The sequence below is a fragment of the Candidimonas humi genome, from assembly GCF_019166065.1.
GTDB classification, from domain to species: domain Bacteria; phylum Pseudomonadota; class Gammaproteobacteria; order Burkholderiales; family Burkholderiaceae_B; genus Candidimonas; species Candidimonas humi.
In genome coordinates this window covers 672,915-689,663 of the sequence record NZ_JAHTBN010000001.1, presented here as the reverse complement: position 1 = coordinate 689,663, position 16,749 = coordinate 672,915, and the positions used below count along the sequence as shown (strand labels likewise).

Annotated in this window: 13 protein-coding genes; 6 read left to right on the top strand and 7 right to left on the bottom strand. The window is 65.7% G+C overall.

Annotation, left to right across the window (positions count from 1 at the left end):
* Positions 1-125 precede the first annotated feature (125 nt).
* The 4 genes from acpS (at position 126) to pgsA (ending at position 4,254) form a co-directional block, all read left to right on the top strand.
* Positions 126-554: a holo-ACP synthase gene (gene acpS / locus KVP10_RS02990; RefSeq protein WP_217962949.1), complete on the top strand. Its 429-nt coding sequence runs from the start codon at positions 126-128 to the stop codon at positions 552-554.
* 256 nt (positions 555-810) lie between these two features.
* Positions 811-1,869, top strand: coding sequence for a beta-N-acetylhexosaminidase (gene nagZ / locus KVP10_RS02985; protein ID WP_217962948.1), 1,059 nt, complete (start codon positions 811-813; stop codon positions 1,867-1,869).
* Complete coding sequence (gene uvrC / locus KVP10_RS02980; RefSeq protein WP_217962947.1) at positions 1,832-3,655, top strand: excinuclease ABC subunit UvrC; 1,824 nt, start codon at positions 1,832-1,834, stop codon at positions 3,653-3,655. Before nagZ ends, uvrC begins: the two co-directional genes overlap by 38 nt.
* Positions 3,656-3,687: 32 nt before the next feature.
* Entirely contained in the window at positions 3,688-4,254 is a 567-nt protein-coding gene (pgsA, locus tag KVP10_RS02975) for a CDP-diacylglycerol--glycerol-3-phosphate 3-phosphatidyltransferase (protein WP_217962946.1), read from the top strand.
* 125 nt (positions 4,255-4,379) lie between these two features.
* Here pgsA and queF read toward each other — a convergent pair whose 3' ends face one another.
* Positions 4,380-5,306, bottom strand: coding sequence for an NADPH-dependent 7-cyano-7-deazaguanine reductase QueF (gene queF / locus KVP10_RS02970; RefSeq protein ID WP_376810901.1), 927 nt, complete (start codon positions 5,304-5,306; stop codon positions 4,380-4,382).
* A 241-nt stretch (positions 5,307-5,547) separates the two neighbouring features.
* On the opposite strand from queF, the gene aceA reads away from it, so the two are divergent.
* On the top strand, positions 5,548-6,873 hold the full coding sequence (gene aceA, locus KVP10_RS02965) for an isocitrate lyase (RefSeq protein WP_217962945.1): 1,326 nt from the start codon (positions 5,548-5,550) through the stop codon (positions 6,871-6,873).
* 97 nt (positions 6,874-6,970) lie between these two features.
* Here aceA and KVP10_RS02960 read toward each other — a convergent pair whose 3' ends face one another.
* The 4 genes from KVP10_RS02960 to KVP10_RS02945 form a co-directional block, all read right to left on the bottom strand.
* Complete coding sequence (locus KVP10_RS02960) at positions 6,971-7,693, bottom strand: helix-turn-helix domain-containing protein (RefSeq protein ID WP_217962944.1); 723 nt, start codon at positions 7,691-7,693, stop codon at positions 6,971-6,973.
* A gap of 95 nt (positions 7,694-7,788) precedes the next feature.
* The gene (locus KVP10_RS02955) at positions 7,789-8,682 is read right to left on the bottom strand and encodes a LysR family transcriptional regulator (protein ID WP_217962943.1); all 894 of its coding nucleotides are present in this window, start codon (positions 8,680-8,682) and stop codon (positions 7,789-7,791) included.
* Positions 8,683-9,229: 547 nt separating this feature from the next.
* Positions 9,230-9,568 carry an endoribonuclease MazF gene (gene mazF / locus KVP10_RS02950; RefSeq protein ID WP_217962942.1) on the bottom strand — a complete coding sequence of 113 codons (339 nt, stop codon included), beginning with the start codon at positions 9,566-9,568 and terminating at the stop codon, positions 9,230-9,232.
* A gap of 17 nt (positions 9,569-9,585) precedes the next feature.
* Entirely contained in the window at positions 9,586-9,810 is a 225-nt protein-coding gene (locus tag KVP10_RS02945; RefSeq protein ID WP_217962941.1) for an AbrB/MazE/SpoVT family DNA-binding domain-containing protein, read from the bottom strand.
* A 333-nt stretch (positions 9,811-10,143) separates the two neighbouring features.
* Between KVP10_RS02945 and clpB the strand changes: the two genes are divergently transcribed.
* Positions 10,144-12,735, top strand: coding sequence for an ATP-dependent chaperone ClpB (clpB, locus tag KVP10_RS02940; protein ID WP_217962940.1), 2,592 nt, complete (start codon positions 10,144-10,146; stop codon positions 12,733-12,735).
* A 157-nt stretch (positions 12,736-12,892) separates the two neighbouring features.
* Here clpB and KVP10_RS02935 read toward each other — a convergent pair whose 3' ends face one another.
* On the bottom strand, positions 12,893-13,582 hold the full coding sequence (locus KVP10_RS02935; RefSeq protein ID WP_217962939.1) for an epoxyqueuosine reductase QueH: 690 nt from the start codon (positions 13,580-13,582) through the stop codon (positions 12,893-12,895).
* A gap of 297 nt (positions 13,583-13,879) precedes the next feature.
* Positions 13,880-16,639 carry a bifunctional [glutamate--ammonia ligase]-adenylyl-L-tyrosine phosphorylase/[glutamate--ammonia-ligase] adenylyltransferase gene (glnE, locus tag KVP10_RS02930; protein WP_217962938.1) on the bottom strand — a complete coding sequence of 920 codons (2,760 nt, stop codon included), beginning with the start codon at positions 16,637-16,639 and terminating at the stop codon, positions 13,880-13,882.
* Between the last annotated feature and the right edge of the window lie 110 nt (positions 16,640-16,749).

Genomic DNA, 16,749 nt, shown 5'->3' with positions numbered 1-16,749 from the left:
GCCGGTTTTCCGCCCCACGGCCGCCTTTCCCGGTTCGGCATGGGGCATTTTGTTTCCTGCTCACGGTATGATGCGGATTCGGCTGCGCCGTGGCGGCGCGGCGCGATACCGGACGGGGCAGGCTGATGCTGGCGGAAACAGGCAAGGTGGCGGGCATAGGGGTCGATCTGCTGCGCGTGCAGCGCATCGAGAGCGCCTACGCGCGCCATGGCCTGCGTTTCGCGCAGCGCATCCTGGGTCCGCAAGAACTCGAAGTCTTCCAGCGCCGCTACCAGCGCGACAGCCAGCGCGGCATCCGCTACATTGCCACGCGCTTTGCCGCCAAAGAAGCGTTTTCCAAGGCCATAGGGTTGGGCATGCATGCGCCGATGTCCTGGGCTTTGATGCAGACGCTCAATCGCCCGGGGGGGAAACCGGGCGTCAGCCTGTCCGAGCCGCTGGCGAGCTGGTATGCGCAGCGTTTCGGCGCGGCCCATGTATCCATGACCGACGAGAGCGATATGGTGGCGGCCTTCGTGGTGGTCGAGGCGCGCGCCGCGCCGGGCGATGGCTAGCGTTGCGCTGGCCACGGCTGGCGTTACGCCGGCCGACGGTTGACTCCGGGCCGGAGCCGCGAAGGGCGCCCGGCGGGCGTCGATTCATAGGCCTGCCCAAGCCCCATCCAGCCGGTGGCGCGCGAACTGCCGGGCGGGGGATCGTAGCAGCCCCCTTACCGGCCGGCCATACCGCCCACCCGCTATTTTTTTTCTCTATATTTGCATTACAGGCTCGATCTCATATTTCCCTAACATCCAGGAGTTGCAGCAAGCGATGCCCCAGTCCAGAAAAACAACCGTCCTGCCGCCCGGGCCCGTCATGGTCGACGTGGCCGGCGCCGGCCTGACCGCGCACGAGAAGCGCCGCCTGCGCCATCCGCTGGTCGGGGGCGTGATCCTGTTCGCGCGCAATTTCGAGAACCGTGCGCAACTGCAGAAGCTCTGCCGCGACATCCACGCGCTGCGCGACGAGCCCTTGCTGATTGCGGTCGACCACGAAGGCGGCCGCGTGCAGCGTTTCCGCAGCGATGGCTTCACACGGATCCCGGCCATGGGCCGCCTGGGCGAACTCTGGATGCGCGATGCGCTGCGCGCTTTGCGGCTGGCAAGCGAAACGGGCTATGTGCTGGGCGCCGAGCTGCGCGCCTGCGGCGTGGACCTGAGCTTCACGCCGGTGCTGGACCTGGACTACGGCGTTAGCGGCGTCATCGGCGACCGCGCTTTCCACCGCGATGCGCGCGTGGTCGCCGTGCTGGCGCGCGCGCTGGTGCAGGGCCTGATGCTGGCCGGCATGGCCGCCTGCGGCAAGCATTTCCCGGGCCACGGCGCGGTGCAGGCCGACTCGCACCACGAGATTCCCGTGGACCCGCGCGGCCTGGAAGAAATCCTGGCCGAAGATGCCGCGCCCTATGATTGGCTGGGCGACATGGTCTTGCCTTCGGTGATGCCGGCGCATGTCATCTATCCGCAAGTCGACGCCCAACCCGCGGGCTTTTCGCGCCGCTGGATCCAGTCGGTGCTGCGCGAGCGCCTGGCCTACGACGGCGTGGTGTTTTCGGACGACCTGACCATGCAGGGCGCGACGGTCGCGGGCGATATCCTGGCCCGTGCCGAGGCCGCGCTGGGCGCCGGTTGCGACATGGTGCTGGTGTGCAACCGTCCCGACCTGGCCGACGAACTGCTGGAGCGGCTGCGCCTCGAGCCGCAGGCCGCGTCGATCGCCCGCTTGCGGCGCCTGATGCCGCGCGGGGCGGCGCCCTCCTGGGACGCGCTGCAGGCGAACGAACGCTATCAATATGCCCGAAGACTTCAATCTGAAATCGTTCCTGGCTGACCTGCCGCACCTGCCTGGCGTGTACCGGCACATCGATGCCGCCGGCGAGGTGCTGTACGTGGGCAAGGCGCGCGACCTCAAGAAGCGCGTCTCTTCGTATTTCCAGAAGAACCTGGCCAGCCCGCGCATCGCGCAGATGGTGTCGCGCGTGGCGCGCCTGGAGGTGACGGTGACGCGCTCCGAGGCCGAGGCGCTGCTGCTGGAAAACAATCTCATCAAGAGCCTCAAGCCGCGCTACAACATCCTGTTTCGCGACGACAAGTCCTACCCGTACCTGGCGGTCACCGATCACCGCGCGCCGCGCATCGCCTACTACCGCGGCAGCACCAAGGGCAAGGGGCGCTATTTCGGCCCGTATCCGAATGCCTGGGCGGTGCGCGAGACGATCCAGATACTGCAGAAAGTGTTCCGGCTGCGCACCTGCGAGGACAGCGTGTACGCGAATCGTTCGCGGCCCTGCCTGCTGTACCAGATCGGCCGCTGTTCGGCGCCCTGTGTGGGCCTGATCACCCCGGAAGAATACCTGGCCGACGTGGACCGCGCGCTGCGCTTCCTGGACGGCCGCGCCACGGAAGTCCTGCAGGATATCGAGAAGCGCATGCAGCAGGCGTCCGACGAACTGCGCTTCGAGCAGGCGGCGGCGCTGCGCGACCAGATGGGCGCGCTGGCGCGGGTGCTGCAGCAGCAGACCATGGAAAAGGTCGGCAACGACGACGTGGACGTGATCGCGCTGGCGAATTCCGGCGGGCGCGTGTGTGTGAACCTGGCGATGATCCGCGGCGGGCGGCACCTGGGCGACAAGCCGTTCTTCCCCGCGCATGCCCAGGACGACACGCCGGGCGACGTGCTCAGCGCCTTCGTCGGCCAGCATTACCTGGACGGCGCCATGCCGGCCGTGCTGGTGTGTTCGCATCCCCTGTCGGATCCCGACCTGATGGGCCTGCTGGCCGAACAGACCGGGGTCAAGGCGCGCGTGCTGACGCGGCCGCAAGGCATGCGCAAGACCTGGCTGGAACAGGCGCTCAAGAATGCCGAGCTGGCGCTCGCCCGCGTGCTGTCGGAATCCAGCGCGCGCGCCGCCCGCACCCTCGAGCTGGCGAACCTGCTCGACATGGACACGGACGAGGCGGCGCTGGACGCCATGCATATCGAGTGCTTCGACATCAGCCATACGGCGGGCGAGGCGACGCAGGCTTCCTGCGTGGTGTACATGCACCACGAGATGCAGCCCTCGCTGTACCGGCGCTACAACATCGCCGGCATCACGCCGGGCGACGACTATGCCGCCATGCGCCAGGCCCTGAACCGGCGCTTCGCCCGGGTGGCCGACGGCCAGTCCCCGATGCCGAACATCGTGCTGATCGACGGCGGCCGCGGGCAGGTGGAGGTAGCGCGCCAGGTGTTCGTGGAACTCGGCCTGGACATCCACACGCTGGTCGGAGTGGCCAAGGGGGAAGGGCGCAAGGTCGGGCTGGAGACGCTGGTGTTTGCCGACGGCCGCGCGCCGCTTGCGCTGGGGCCCGAGTCCGCGGCGCTGATGCTGGTGGCGCAAGTGCGCGATGAGGCGCATCGTTTCGCCATCACCGGAATGCGCGCGCGCCGCGCCAAGGCGCGCAATGTGTCGCGCCTGGAAGAGATCGAAGGGGTGGGGGCCAAGCGGCGCCAGAAGCTGCTGGCGCGCTTCGGCGGGTTTTCGGGGGTGGTCGGCGCAAGCGTCGATGACTTGCGCTCGGTGGAAGGGATTTCCGACGAGCTTGCCGAACGCATCTACCAGGCCCTGCGATAGCGCCGCGAAGATAATGTAGTATTGTGCCCATTATGCCGCTGAACGTACCGATCTTCCTTACTTGGCTGCGCATCGCCATGATCCCGCTGGTGGTGGGCCTGTTCTACCTGCCGGACGGTTGGGTGCCGGCGCGCGATGCGATCGCGGCGGTGGCCTTCATCATTGCCGCGCTGACCGACTGGTTCGACGGCTGGCTGGCGCGGCGCTGGAACCAGACTTCCGCTTTCGGCGCCTTCCTCGACCCGGTGGCCGACAAGCTCATGGTGTGCGCGGCGCTGTTGGTGCTGCTGGACCTGAACCGCGTCGATTCGTTCATTGCGCTCATCATCATAGGCCGGGAAATCACGATTTCAGCGCTGCGCGAATGGATGGCCAAGATCGGCGCCAGCGGCAGCGTCGCGGTGCACAGGCTGGGCAAGTTCAAGACGGCCGCGCAAATGGTGGCGATACCGTGCCTGCTGTACTGGCAGCCCATACACGGGGTGTCGCTGCAGTGGATCGGCAGGGTGCTGATCGTCATCGCCGCCGTGCTCACGGTCTGGTCGATGTGCTATTACCTGCGCCGCGCGTGGCCGGAAATCCGCAGCCGCGGCGTCTGAATTCCTTCACGTCCTCTATCTCTATCTATATATGCGGCCGGCATGCCGCCGGGATTTTCCCATCTCGCGGCTTGCATGCGGCTGCAGCGTGCTGTGTCCGGCAATCAGGCGCCACGGCGCCTTTTTTATTGCCGGACAGTGCGTATATTGTCGACCCGGGCGGGGTGGCTGGCGCGCCAGGGGTTGATGTCCAGCCCGCCGCGGCGGGTGTAGCGGGCGTAGACGAACAGGGCCTCCGGGCGGCAGGCGCGCCAGATGTCGCAGTACATGCGCTCCACGCAATGCTCATGGAATTCGTTGTGATGCCGCAGCGACACGATATAGGCCAGCAGCGCGGCAGGATCGATGCGCGCGCCGGCATAGCGGATCTGCACGCTGCCCCAGTCGGGCTGGCCGGTGACCGGGCAGTTGGTCTTGAGCAGGTCCGACACCAGGGTTTCTTCGACCCGTGTCGCGTCCGCGGCCAGGCGCAGCAGCTCGGGGGCGGGCGTGTAGTGCGCGATGTCGAGGTCCAGGGCGTCTATGTTCCGGCCCGGCAGGGGGCGCGGCGCGGCGCACGGGCCGTCCGCGGGGGCTTCGGCAGCATCCGTGCCAATGGCCTCGGCCCGCCCGGCTCCACCCGGCATGTCCAGCGCATGGATCCGCACTTCGACCGGCGCGCCGCAGGCATGTTCCAGGTCGCGCTGCATCAGGTCGCGGACCTGCGCGGCCGATTCGTGGCGGCTTTCATTATAGGAATTCAGGTACAGCTTGAACGACTTTGATTCGACGATGCGCGGGCTGTGCTGCGCGAAGACGAAGCTGGCGGCCGCGGCTGCCGGCTTGCCGCGCGGATCCAGCCATGAAATTTCGTAGGCGTTCCAGATATCGGCTCCGTGCCAGGCAGGCAGGGGCTGCGGCAGGCTGGCGCGGCTGGCCTGCCGTTCGATGGGGAACAACAGCCCGGGGTCGTAGCTGCGGGGGTAGGCCACGTCGTGGCCCAGCGGGGCGTGCAGGAGCTTGGGATCGGTCATGGAAGCGATATTGTAGCGTGCGGGGCGGCCCTTTTTCATATTGTGAGAAGCTATTCGCGCAATATAAAAACGCTATGCTGCGAGACAGCAATTCATTTTTCATAGCGGGAAAAATCGTTTCATATTACAAAATAAAATTTTCAATATATTGATTTATAGATAAAAAATAATTCATCTTATATAAGATATATGTGCTGTTTGCCCTGCAGCAGGAACGTAGAATTTCTCCATGGTCTCCACCGGTTTTTCTACCTTTCTTTCACTCTTCAGGAGCAGCACCATGAGCACACGTGAAACCGAAATCCGCAATCTGCAGAAGCGCTGGGCCGAGGACGCCCGCTGGCAGGGCATCAAGCGCGGCTACGGCGCCGAGGAAGTAATACGGCTGCGCGGCTCGGTGGTGGTCGAGCACACGCTGGCCCGCCGCGGCGCGGAGAAACTCTGGTCGCTGCTGCATTCCGAGCCCTTCGTCAACACGCTGGGCGCGCTCACGGGCAATCAGGCGATGCAGCAGGTGAAGGCCGGGCTGAAGGCCATATACCTGTCGGGCTGGCAGGTGGCGGGCGATGCCAATGGCGCGGGCGAGATGTACCCCGACCAGTCGCTGTATCCCGCCAATTCGGTGCCGCAGGTGGTGCGCCGTATCAATAATTCGCTGACTCGCTGCGACCAGATCCAGTGGATGGAAGGCAAGAATCCGGGCGAGGAAGACTACGTGGATTACCTGGCGCCCATCGTGGCCGACGCCGAAGCCGGTTTTGGCGGGGTGCTCAATGCCTTCGAACTGATGAAGGCGATGATCGATGCCGGCGCCGCGGGTGTGCACTTCGAAGACCAACTGGCCTCGGTGAAGAAGTGCGGCCACATGGGCGGCAAGGTGCTGGTGCCCACGCGCGAGGCGGTGTCCAAACTGGTATCGGCGCGGCTCGCGGCCGACGTGTCGAACGTGCCGACGCTGCTGCTGGCGCGTACCGATGCCGATGCTGCCGATCTGGTGACCAGCGACGTGGACGAGAACGACCGGCCCTTCATTACCGGCGAGCGCACGGTGGAAGGCTTCTTCCGCACCAAGGCCGGCATCGACCAGGCGATTTCGCGCGGCCTGGCCTACGCGCCTTATGCCGACCTGCTGTGGTGCGAAACGTCCACGCCCAATCTGGAATACGCGCGCAAGTTCGCCGAGGAGATCCATCGCCAGTTCCCGGGCAAGATGCTGGCCTACAACTGCTCGCCCTCGTTCAACTGGAAGAAGAACCTGGACGACGCCACGGTGGCGAAGTTCCAGCGAGAACTGGGCGCCATGGGCTACAAGTTCCAGTTCATCACGCTGGCCGGCTTCCACGCTTTGAACTACGGCATGTTCGAACTGGCGCATGGCTATGCGCGCCGCCAGATGAGCGCCTTCGTCGATTTGCAGCAGAAGGAGTTCGCCGCGGCCGAGCTGGGCTTTACCGCCGTCAAGCACCAGCGCGAGGTGGGAACGGGCTACTTCGATGCGGTGACCCAGACCATCGAGGGCGGCCAGTCTTCGACTACGGCCCTGACCGGGTCGACCGAAGAGGCCCAGTTCGAAGCCGCCAAGGAGCCGGGCCTGAAGGTCGCCTGATGCAGGTTCCGGCCGCCCGATAAGGCCGGAAAGCGGCGAAAGGCCGGCAGCCATGGCTGCCGGCCTTTCGTTCATGGGCGGCGAGGCCGCTTGGCCTTCAGTCGCAGGCCGTGCCCGCCAGTTGCTGCAGCGCCTGCGGCTGCAGCAAGGTGACTTCGCGTTGCTGCAGGCGTATCAGGCCGTCGCGTGCGAAGCGCGACAGCCAGCGGCTTACGGTTTCCAGCGTCAGGCCCAGGTAGTTGCCGATTTCCGCGCGGCTCATGCGCAGCACGAAGGCTTCGGCGGAGTATCCCAGGGCCGCCAGCCGCTGCGATATATTCAGCAGGAAGGCCGCCACGCGCTGGTCGGAGCGCAGCAGCGCCAGGGTCGCGGTCATTTGCTGGGACCTGCCTATTTCCTTGCTGAGCAGGCGCCTGAACTGCTGTTGCAACGAGGGCAAATGCGGGGCGAGACCGTCCATTTCGTCCAGGCGGATGACGCAGACTTCTGTGGTTTCCAGTGCCACCGCGTGCGAGACCTGGCGCAATTGCAGCAGCCCGTCCAGCCCCACGATTTCGCCGGGCAGCAAAAAACCCGTGATCTGCACCTGGCCAGAGGCGTCTTCGAGCTGGGTCTTGATCGAGCCCGAGCGTATGCCGTAGACGGCCGTCACCGCGTCGCCCGCCTGGAACAGCGAGCCGCCCTTGGGCAGGCGGATGCGTTCCTTGATGATCTGGTCCAGCACCTGGCGGTCGCGCTGCGACATGCCCAATGGCAGGCACAAGTCGCCGAGCATGCAGGTGGAGCAGCGGTCGGATGTAACGGTAATGCGTTTGTGCATGCGAGGCCGGCGGATCCGGAGGGCGGAAGGAATACTGCAATTATATCGTCCGGCCCCGCGCTGCCTGGGGCGGCTGCAGCCGTCCGGACCGTCTGTCAGGCGTCCTGTTGCGTGCAGTGCTTTTGCAGCAAATCGAGGAAAGCCTGCAGGCGCGGGGGCAGGTATTTCTGCTCGGGCGTGACGGCGCGAATCTGGTGGGCGGGCGGCGCATAGTTGTCCAGGACGCTCACGAGCCGCTCTTGCTTGAGCGCGTCCCTGGCCTCCCAGTCATAGCACCGCAACAGCCCGCAGCCGGCCAGGGCCCAGCCCAGCAGCACGGCTTCGTCGTTGGAGGCCATGTCGGAGGCGATCTGTACTTCACGCGCCCGCCCCTTGTGCCGAAACATCCAGGTGGTGTCGCGCCCGCGCTCGGCCACGGACAGGCAATTATGTTTTTGCAGATCGTCCAGGCTGCGCGGCGTGCCGTGCGCCTGAAGATACGAGGGGGAACCGACGACGATGCGGCGGCTCTGGGCAATCGCCAGGCCCTGGGCCCCCGAGCTTTCCGGGTTGTCCAGGCGTATGGCGCAGTCGTAGCGTTCGGCGGTGACGTCCACTTGCCGGTCGCTCAAGTCCAGCGATACGGTGATCTGCGGGTGCTGCTGGTTGAACTGCGGCACCAGCGGGGCCACACAGACGCGGCCGAAAATGCGCGGAGCGCAGATGCGCAAATGCCCCGCGGGGGTGAGGCTGCCTTGCGTGATGCGCGTCTCGGTGTCGTACAGATCGCGCAGTATGCGCTGCGCTTCTTCCAGCAGGGCCTGGCCGGCGTCGGTCAGCAGCAGGCGACGCGTCGAGCGCAGCAGCAGCCGGGTTCCGAGGCGGGCTTCCAGCGCGTCCAGGCGCCTGCCCATCATGGCAGGGGCGATGCCCTCGGCCCGCGCCGCGGCCGACAAGCTGCCTAGCTGGGTGACGGCCACAAAACTTTCAAGCTGTTTGAATTTGTCCATGCTGTGACCATTTGTGTTGGAAAGTTGCTCATGCTTTGAAACGATTGTATGGCTCTTGACATATATGACATATACGCTAGTTGGCTGAATTTGCAGTTGTTTTCACTGAATTTACTGAAATTTACATTCTGGAAGGCATGATTGAAGGGAAAGTCCGGGGTGCAGGCCGCGGGCCCTCGGGCGCGCAGCCGGCCGCCGTGGGCGCCGGCTTGGCGCCGCGCGAGGCGTCCAGGCTGAAAGGAGGATGGCGGGCAGGGATGGCGGCGGAACCGGAGAGCGGAACCGGTGGGCAGGAGCGGCGGGCAGGAACGGCAGGCAGGAACGGCAGGCGGGAACGGCGGGCAGCAATGACGGGCGGCCCGCATGAAAACGGCGCCCGTCGAGGCACGTGCGGTATCGGGGATGCCCAAGAGCAGGCATCGGCGGGGGACGCAGCGCCGGGCGTCGCCGGGCTGCACCGGAAACGCGTACTTCGGCGCGGCGCGCGGGCGTCGGGCAAAGGCATGGCCGGTTCGGCGGGCGCCGCGCCGGCCTCGGCCCTGAAGGTTCAGTCCTTGAAGATCAGGGCGTGGAGCTTGGCGCGGATCTCGGCCAGTTCAGAGGAGTCGATGCGGCCCTGGTGGCTGATCTTGCTGGAGGTCCAGTTCAGGCTCTTGACCTGGTCGGCCAGGGCGACGCCGCCTTCGGTCTTGGCCAGAGCGACCTCGAAGGGGTAGCCCTTGGCCTGTGCGACTACGGGGCAACAGACGACCAGGCCGGTTTTCTTGTTGTAGGACAGGGGACTGAGTACGACCGCCGGCTTGTGGTCGGGGACGCCGGCGCCGCGCGGCACGTCGAAGTGTAGCCAAATGACATCGCCGGCATTGGGGGTGTAGCGCTTGCTCATGATGGCTTTCTCGTATTCTATGCCGCGCCGAAATCGACTTCCGCATGCAGGTTCCTGGGCTTGATCGCGCCCAGCAACTGGCTGAGTATGTATTCTTCCGCGCGCACCGGCGCGATGACGATGGCGCCGTGCTCGACGTTGATGTCGATGACGTCCTCGAGGTCGAGCTTGAGCGTTTTCATCATGGACGAAGGCAGGCGCACCGCGGCGCTGTTACCCCATTTCTTGATTACCCCACGCATGACAGTACCTCCGGTTGAGCGAAAATGGGCTGCTGAGTGGAGTTTAAACGCTGTGTAGACCGCAGCATAGGCACGGCGCAGCAAAAGAGGTAAAAGAGTAAAGTAAATGCGCGTAGCAGGCATGGACGCCCCGTCGTCCGGAAGGGGCAGCCGCGGCGGGCGGCGGGCCGGCGTCTTGAAAAAAACCGGATCGGCCGCACATTGTCATCATTCGAGCAATAACGTAGCCCTGAACAAGCCCCGCGTGGCCAGCCCATACTCCAGCGGGCGCATCAGATTCGAGTCACCGGTTCAGAGCTTCCCTGGCTCCCACTCTATCGACACGAAACAATCATGCGATTCGACAAACTCACCACCAAGTTCCAGCAGGCCGTTGCCGAGGCCCAAAGCCTGGCTGCGCGCCATGACAACCCCTATATAGAGCCGGTGCACGTGCTGGCGGCCATGCTTGCCGATGGCGACAGCGGCGCCGGCAGCCTGCTGGCGCGCGCCGGCGTGTCCGTCAACCGGGTCGTGCCGGCCCTGAACACGGCCATCGAGGCCCTGCCGCAAGTGCAGGGCTCGGAAGACAACATCCAGGTCAGCCGCGATCTGCAAAGCCTGTTCACGCGCACCGACAAAGAAGCGGCGCGCCGCGGCGATTCCTATATCGCCAGCGAGTTGTTCCTGCTCGCCCTGGCCGACGACAAGGGCGAGGCCGGCCGCATCCTGCGCGAAGCCGGCTTGCAGCGCAAAGCGCTCGAAACCGCGATCGACGCCGTGCGCGGCGGCGATGCGGTGTCCGATTCCGAAGGCGAATCCAATCGCGAAGCCCTGTCCAAGTACACCCTGGACATGACCGAACGCGCTCGCCAGGGCAAGCTCGATCCGGTCATCGGCCGCGACGACGAAATCCGCCGCACCATCCAGATCCTGCAGCGCCGCACCAAGAACAATCCGGTGCTGATCGGCGAGCCCGGCGTGGGCAAGACCGCCATCGTCGAAGGCCTGGCGCAGCGCATCGTCAACAACGAAGTCCCCGAGACCCTCAAGGGCAAGCGCCTGCTGTCTCTGGACCTGGCTGCGCTGCTGGCCGGCGCCAAGTTCCGCGGCGAATTCGAAGAGCGGCTCAAGGCAGTGCTCAAGGAACTTTCCCAGGACGCCGGCGGCACCATCGTCTTCATCGACGAGCTGCACACCATGGTGGGCGCGGGCAAGGCCGAGGGCGCGATGGACGCCGGCAATATGCTCAAGCCGGCGCTGTCGCGCGGCGAGCTGCATTGCATAGGCGCGACCACGCTGGACGAATACCGCAAGTACATCGAAAAGGATGCCGCGCTCGAGCGCCGCTTCCAGAAAGTGCTGGTCAACGAGCCCGACGTGGAATCGACCATCGCCATCCTGCGCGGCCTGCAGGAACGCTATGAACTGCACCACGGCGTCGAGATCACCGATCCGGCCATCGTGGCTGCGGCCGAGCTCTCCAACCGCTACATCAGCGACCGCTTCCTGCCCGACAAGGCAATCGACCTGATCGACGAAGCCGCGGCGCGCATCCGCATGGAGATCGACTCCAAGCCCGAGGTCATGGACAAGCTCGACCGCCGCATCATCCAGCTCAAGATCGAGCGCGAGGCGGTCAAGAAGGAAACCGACGAAGCCTCCTTGCGCCGCCTCAAGGCGATCGAGGACGAGCTCGAAAAGCTGCAGCGCGAGTACAACGACTACGAAGAGATCTGGAAGGCCGAGAAGGCCGCCGTGCAGGGCACGCAGGCGATCAAGGAAGAGATCGAGCGCACCCGCTCCGAAATGGCCGAACTGCAGCGCAAGGGCCAGTTCGACAAGCTTGCCGAATTGCAATACGGCAAGCTGCCCGAACTCGAAGGTAGGCTCAAGGCCGCGGAATCGGGCGAGCAGAAGATCGAGGGGAACAATCCCCAACTGCTGCGCACCCAGGTCGGCGCCGAGGAAATCGCCGAGGTCGTTTCGCGCGCCACCGGCATCCCCGTGTCCAAGATGATGCAGGGCGAGCGCGCCAAGCTGCTGGGCATGGAAGACTTCCTGCACCAGCGCGTGGTGGGCCAGGACGAGGCGGTGAAGCTGGTGTCCGATGCCATACGGCGTTCGCGCGCCGGCTTGTCTGACCCCTCCAAGCCCTACGGTTCGTTCCTGTTCCTGGGGCCCACGGGCGTAGGCAAGACCGAGCTGACCAAGGCGCTGGCGAGCTTCCTGTTCGATTCCGACGATCACCTGATCCGCGTCGACATGAGCGAATTCATGGAGAAGCACTCGGTGGCCCGCTTGATCGGTGCGCCTCCGGGCTATGTCGGCTACGAAGAGGGCGGCTACCTGACCGAGGCGGTGCGGCGCAAGCCCTACAGCGTCATCCTGCTCGACGAAGTCGAGAAGGCGCACCCGGATGTCTTCAACGTGCTGCTGCAGGTGCTGGACGACGGCCGCCTGACCGACGGCCAGGGCCGCACGGTGGACTTCCGCAATACTGTCATCGTGATGACTTCGAACCTCGGTTCGCAGCACATCCAGAGCATGGCGGGGCAGCCTTACGACGTCGTCAAGGAAGTCATCTGGGACGAGCTCAAGACCGCGTTCCGGCCGGAGTTCCTCAACCGTATCGACGAGGTAGTGGTGTTCCACGGCCTGGATGCCAAGCACATCGAGGCGATTGCCCGCATACAACTGCGGCTGCTGGCCCAGCGCCTGGCGGCTCAGGACATGCGGCTCGAGGTTTCGGACATCGCCGTGGCGCAACTGGCGCGCAGCGGCTTCGACCCGGTGTTCGGCGCCCGGCCCTTGAAGCGCGCCATCCAGCAGTACATCGAGAACCCGGTGGCCAAGCTGATCCTGGAAGGCAAGTTCGGGCCTCGCGATGTGGTGCCCGTGGACTGGAAGAACGACAAGTTCGTGTTCTCGCGCACCTTGCAGTAAAAGGTGCCAGTAGCGCGGCGCGGTGCGCCGCGTGTCGTGCAGGAAAAAGCGGGGCTGGAGTATATCCGGCCTCGCTTTTTTTTATTCGAAGGCTCGCCTGCTCTTTACCTATGGGTTGACAGGGCGCCCCGAGAGGGGCCAGTGCTGGCCCCAGGTTTTATGCGCCGCTATCCGGCGGCGTGGCATCTTGGTCGTCGTCGTCCATGCCGTAGTACTTGACGCCGATGTGTATGCGGTCGCGGCCCTGGGCGCGGCGATGGCGGTTGGTGTCGCGCAGCGAATAGACGCAACCGCAGTATTCCTGCTGGTAGAAGTTTTCGCGCTTGCTGATTTCTATCATGCGCGCCGAGCCGCCGCCCTTGCGCCAGTTGTAGGTCCAGTAGACCAGCTCGGGGTAGCGCGCCGCGGCGCGTTCGCCGCTACCGTTGATCTGGTTCATGTCCTTCCAGCGCGAGATGCCGAGCGAGCTGGTGATGGTGTCGAAACCGTGTTCGTGGGCGTACAGGGCGGTGCGCTCGAAACGCATGTCGAAGCACACCGTGCAGCGCCGGCCCCGTTCGGGCTCGTTTTCCAGGCCCTTGACCCGTTCGAACCAGTTGTCGCGGTCGTAGTCGGCGTCGATGAATTCGATGCCGTGCTGTTCCGCGAAACGTATGTTCTCGTTCTTGCGGATCTCGTATTCGCGATCGGGGTGGATGTTGGGGTTGTAGAAATAGATCGAATAGTCGATGCCCGAGGCGAGTATGGCTTCCATGACTTCGCCCGAGCAGGGCGCGCAGCAGGAATGCAGCAGCACCTTGCTGTGGCCGGGAGGAAGTTCGAGCTTGGGGCGTTGGGTGGAGTTCATGGCCGGGGTCCTGGATGGCCGGCGTCCGCGGGCGGACGCCGCGGCCCGTGGCGCGGTGTCGCGCTCGCGCGGGCGTATCGATATGCGGGCTTATGCGCCGCATTTTAACGCCACGCCGCCGGCGCCGGCTATTGGCCGGCGCGCCGGTGGGTAACACGCTGGTGGCCGACACGCAGGTGGCCGGCACACCGGCCGCGGCTTGCCGAACCATGCCGGCCGGCCGGCGGCGCTGGCTCGGTGCAGCCCCGGTGTGCCCGCGCGGCCCCGGCCATGCGGACACCGCCTTCAATCGCCGATTCAATCGCCGATCACCGCCCGCCAGAGCCTGAGCACGGTCTCGCGTTCGGTGCTCAGGCGGCTGGCCGGCACGCGCGCCTTTTCGGCGCCCTGCAGGCGCAGCTCGTGCTGGAGCTTGCGAAACGCGCGGTAGGCATCGGCCGCGCCCGCGGCCAGCCCAGCGTCGACCAGGCCGGCCTGCGAGGCCAGGCGCAGCAGCGCGATATTGCCCAGGTTGTCCAGCAGTTCGGGATGCTTGCATGCCTGGGACAGCACCAGGTACTGGGTGACGAATTCCACGTCGACCATGCCGCCGCGGTCGTGTTTCACGTCGAATTCGTCCGAATGATTGGGGTGTCCGGCGCTGATCTTGTCGCGCATGGCCCGTACTTCCTGCTTCAGGACTTGCGGATCGCGCGGCAGCAGCAGCACTTCGCGGCGGATCTGCTCGAAGCGGCGGCCCACCTCGGCGTCGCCCACGGCGTAGCGGGCGCGTGTCAGGGCCTGGTGTTCCCATACCCAGGCATGCTCGAACTGGTATTGGGCAAAAGCGTCCAGCGACACGGCCAGCAGGCCGGCCTCGCCGTCGGGCCGCAGGCGCAAGTCCACCTCGTACAGGCGCCCCGAGGAAGTCATGGTCGCCAGCCAGGTCGTCATGCGCTGCCCCAGCCTGGTGTAGATCTCGATGGCGTCTTCGCGGGCGTCTTCGTAGACGAAGACCAGGTCGAGGTCGGAGGCGTAGCCGATTTCCTTGCCGCCCAGCTTGCCGTAGGCGATGACTGCGAATTTCGGCGGCGCCAGCGTTTCGGGCGCAGTGCCGCGCGGCTGCACCAGGGGCCACACGCGGTGCACGGCCTCGGCCAGCAACATGTCGGCCAGCGCCGAGAGCTGGTCGGCGAGTTTTTCGACGCTGAGCACGCCTTCCAGGTCTTGCGCGAGCAACTGGAAGCTGACCTGGCGCTGCACGTCGCGCATCAGGTTCATCTGCTGCTCGATGTCGGGCCGGCCATTGGGCAGCACGCAGGCGTCCAGGTCGGTGCGCATCTGCTGCGAGATCTGGCCGAAATCGGGCGGCGCCAGCAGCGAGCGCCATTCGATCAGGCTGTCCAGCAGCAGCGGATAATGGCCCAGGTATTGGGATGCCCAGGGGCTGGCGGCCACCAGCCGCGCCAGCCGCGCCAGTGTCTCGGGATATTCCGCCAGCAGTGCCAGGTAGGCGCTGCGCTGGGCCACTTGCTCGATCAGGTCGAACAGCCGCACTGCCGTCTGCTCGGGGTTTGCGGTGCGCGCAGCCGCGCTGATGACGGCCGGCAACAGCGCCTCGAGGCGGCGCCGGCTGGTTTCCGGCAGGCTGCGTATGCGGTGGCTTTCGAGCAGCGATTCGAGGCGCTGGTCCAGAGTGTCGCTGGGCGCGCCCAGTTCGCTGCGGATATGCGTGCCCAGGTCGCCGGCGCCGGCAGCCTGGCATTTCGCGCTGCTTTCGTCATCGCCCATGCCGGCGATGCGGAACGCGTTGCGAAACAGTTGCGCCACGAAGCCGCGGTGCATGTCCAGCGCGGCCTCGAATTCCTGCGCCTGCATGCCCATGGCCGCGGCCAGCCCGGCGCGCAGTTGTGGATCGGCGGGCAGCAGATGAGTCTGTTCGTCCTCGCGATACTGCAGCATGTGTTCGGTGCGTCGCAGGAAAACATAGGCGTCTTCCAGGCGCCGGGCATCCTCGGCCGAGACTATGCCGGCGTCCTTCTGGCGGCACAGGGCTTCCAGCAAGTTGCGCTGCTGCAGCGAGGGCATGCGCCCGCCGCGTATGAGCTGGGTGAGCTGCACGACGAATTCGATTTCCCGTATGCCGCCGTCGCCCAGCTTGATGTTGTGGGTGGTGTCCACGCCGTTGCGTGCCATGGCGCGGCGCTGCCAGTCCTGGCGGATGCGTTCGCGCAGCGCGCGCAGCGACGCCAGGGCGTCGAAGTCGAAGTATTTGCGGTAGACGAAGGGCGTGCGCAGGGCCTCGAGCTGGGCGACCTGGCGCGCCGGGTCGCTGCCCTCGAAGGCGCTGCAGGCGATGGGCCGCGCCTTGAGCCAAGCGTAGCGTTCCCATTCGCGCCCTTGGGTCACCAGGTAGTTCTCGAGCGCGTCCAGGCTCCAGGCGAGCGGCCCCGAGTCGCCGTCGGGCCGCAGGCGCAGGTCGGTACGGAACACCTGCCCATTGGCGTCCGGGTCGGAAAGAATCGGCATCATGCGCTGGGTCAGGCGGCCGTAGAACTCGTGATGGCTGATCTTGCGGCGCCCGGTGGTTTCGCCTTCTTCGCCGTACAGCATGATGAGATCGATGTCCGACGAGACATTCAGTTCTTCGCCGCCCAGCTTGCCCATTCCCAGGATCAGCATTTCCTGCGGCAAGCCGGTGGCGGGGTCCAGCGGCACGCCGTGCACCTGCGCAAGATCGGCGGCCACGCAGTGGTAGGCCTGGCCTACAGCCAGGTCGGCCAGGGCTGACATGGCGCCCACGACTTCGGCCAGCGGGGCCGCGCCGTTTATGTCGCGCACCAGCAAGGTGTAGAACACCCGGTCGCGCAACTGCCGCAGCGCGCGCCGTATCACGGCGGTGTCGGCGACGGCTGCGGACCCGGCCAGTTCCGCGTACCAGTCATGGATCAGCCCGGCGCTTACCGGCTGGCGCTGCGCCTGGGCCAGCCATAGGCCGAAATCGGCATGGGCGGAGGTCTTGCGGCGCAGTGCTCCCGACCAGCGCAGCGCCGGCTCCAGGGTGTCGTGTGTGGGCATGGGTTTACAAATAGTCTAGGACGATCGGGGTGATTTCAGGTATAAGACTTGCATGAGAAGTGCCGGACAAATGGCCCGAGCCTGGTGCGCCCCGAGGCGCCGCGGCCGGG

What these genes read in the sequence shown, in the direction of transcription:
- mazF (WP_217962942.1), bottom strand. Translation starts at nt 9,568, where the DNA reads ATGAGCAAGCGCTACACCCCCAATGCCGGCGATGTCATTTGGCTACAC.
- aceA (WP_217962945.1), top strand. Translation starts at nt 5,548, where the DNA reads ATGAGCACACGTGAAACCGAAATCCGCAATCTGCAGAAGCGCTGGGCC.
- KVP10_RS02955 (WP_217962943.1), bottom strand. Translation starts at nt 8,682, where the DNA reads ATGGACAAATTCAAACAGCTTGAAAGTTTTGTGGCCGTCACCCAGCTA.
- KVP10_RS02945 (WP_217962941.1), bottom strand. Translation starts at nt 9,810, where the DNA reads ATGCGTGGGGTAATCAAGAAATGGGGTAACAGCGCCGCGGTGCGCCTG.
- KVP10_RS02935 (WP_217962939.1), bottom strand. Translation starts at nt 13,582, where the DNA reads ATGAACTCCACCCAACGCCCCAAGCTCGAACTTCCTCCCGGCCACAGC.
- uvrC (WP_217962947.1), top strand. Translation starts at nt 1,832, where the DNA reads ATGCCCGAAGACTTCAATCTGAAATCGTTCCTGGCTGACCTGCCGCAC.
- nagZ (WP_217962948.1), top strand. Translation starts at nt 811, where the DNA reads ATGCCCCAGTCCAGAAAAACAACCGTCCTGCCGCCCGGGCCCGTCATG.
- acpS (WP_217962949.1), top strand. Translation starts at nt 126, where the DNA reads ATGCTGGCGGAAACAGGCAAGGTGGCGGGCATAGGGGTCGATCTGCTG.
- KVP10_RS02960 (WP_217962944.1), bottom strand. Translation starts at nt 7,693, where the DNA reads ATGCACAAACGCATTACCGTTACATCCGACCGCTGCTCCACCTGCATG.
- glnE (WP_217962938.1), bottom strand. Translation starts at nt 16,639, where the DNA reads ATGCCCACACACGACACCCTGGAGCCGGCGCTGCGCTGGTCGGGAGCA.
- clpB (WP_217962940.1), top strand. Translation starts at nt 10,144, where the DNA reads ATGCGATTCGACAAACTCACCACCAAGTTCCAGCAGGCCGTTGCCGAG.
- queF (WP_376810901.1), bottom strand. Translation starts at nt 5,306, where the DNA reads ATGAAAAAGGGCCGCCCCGCACGCTACAATATCGCTTCCATGACCGAT.
- pgsA (WP_217962946.1), top strand. Translation starts at nt 3,688, where the DNA reads ATGCCGCTGAACGTACCGATCTTCCTTACTTGGCTGCGCATCGCCATG.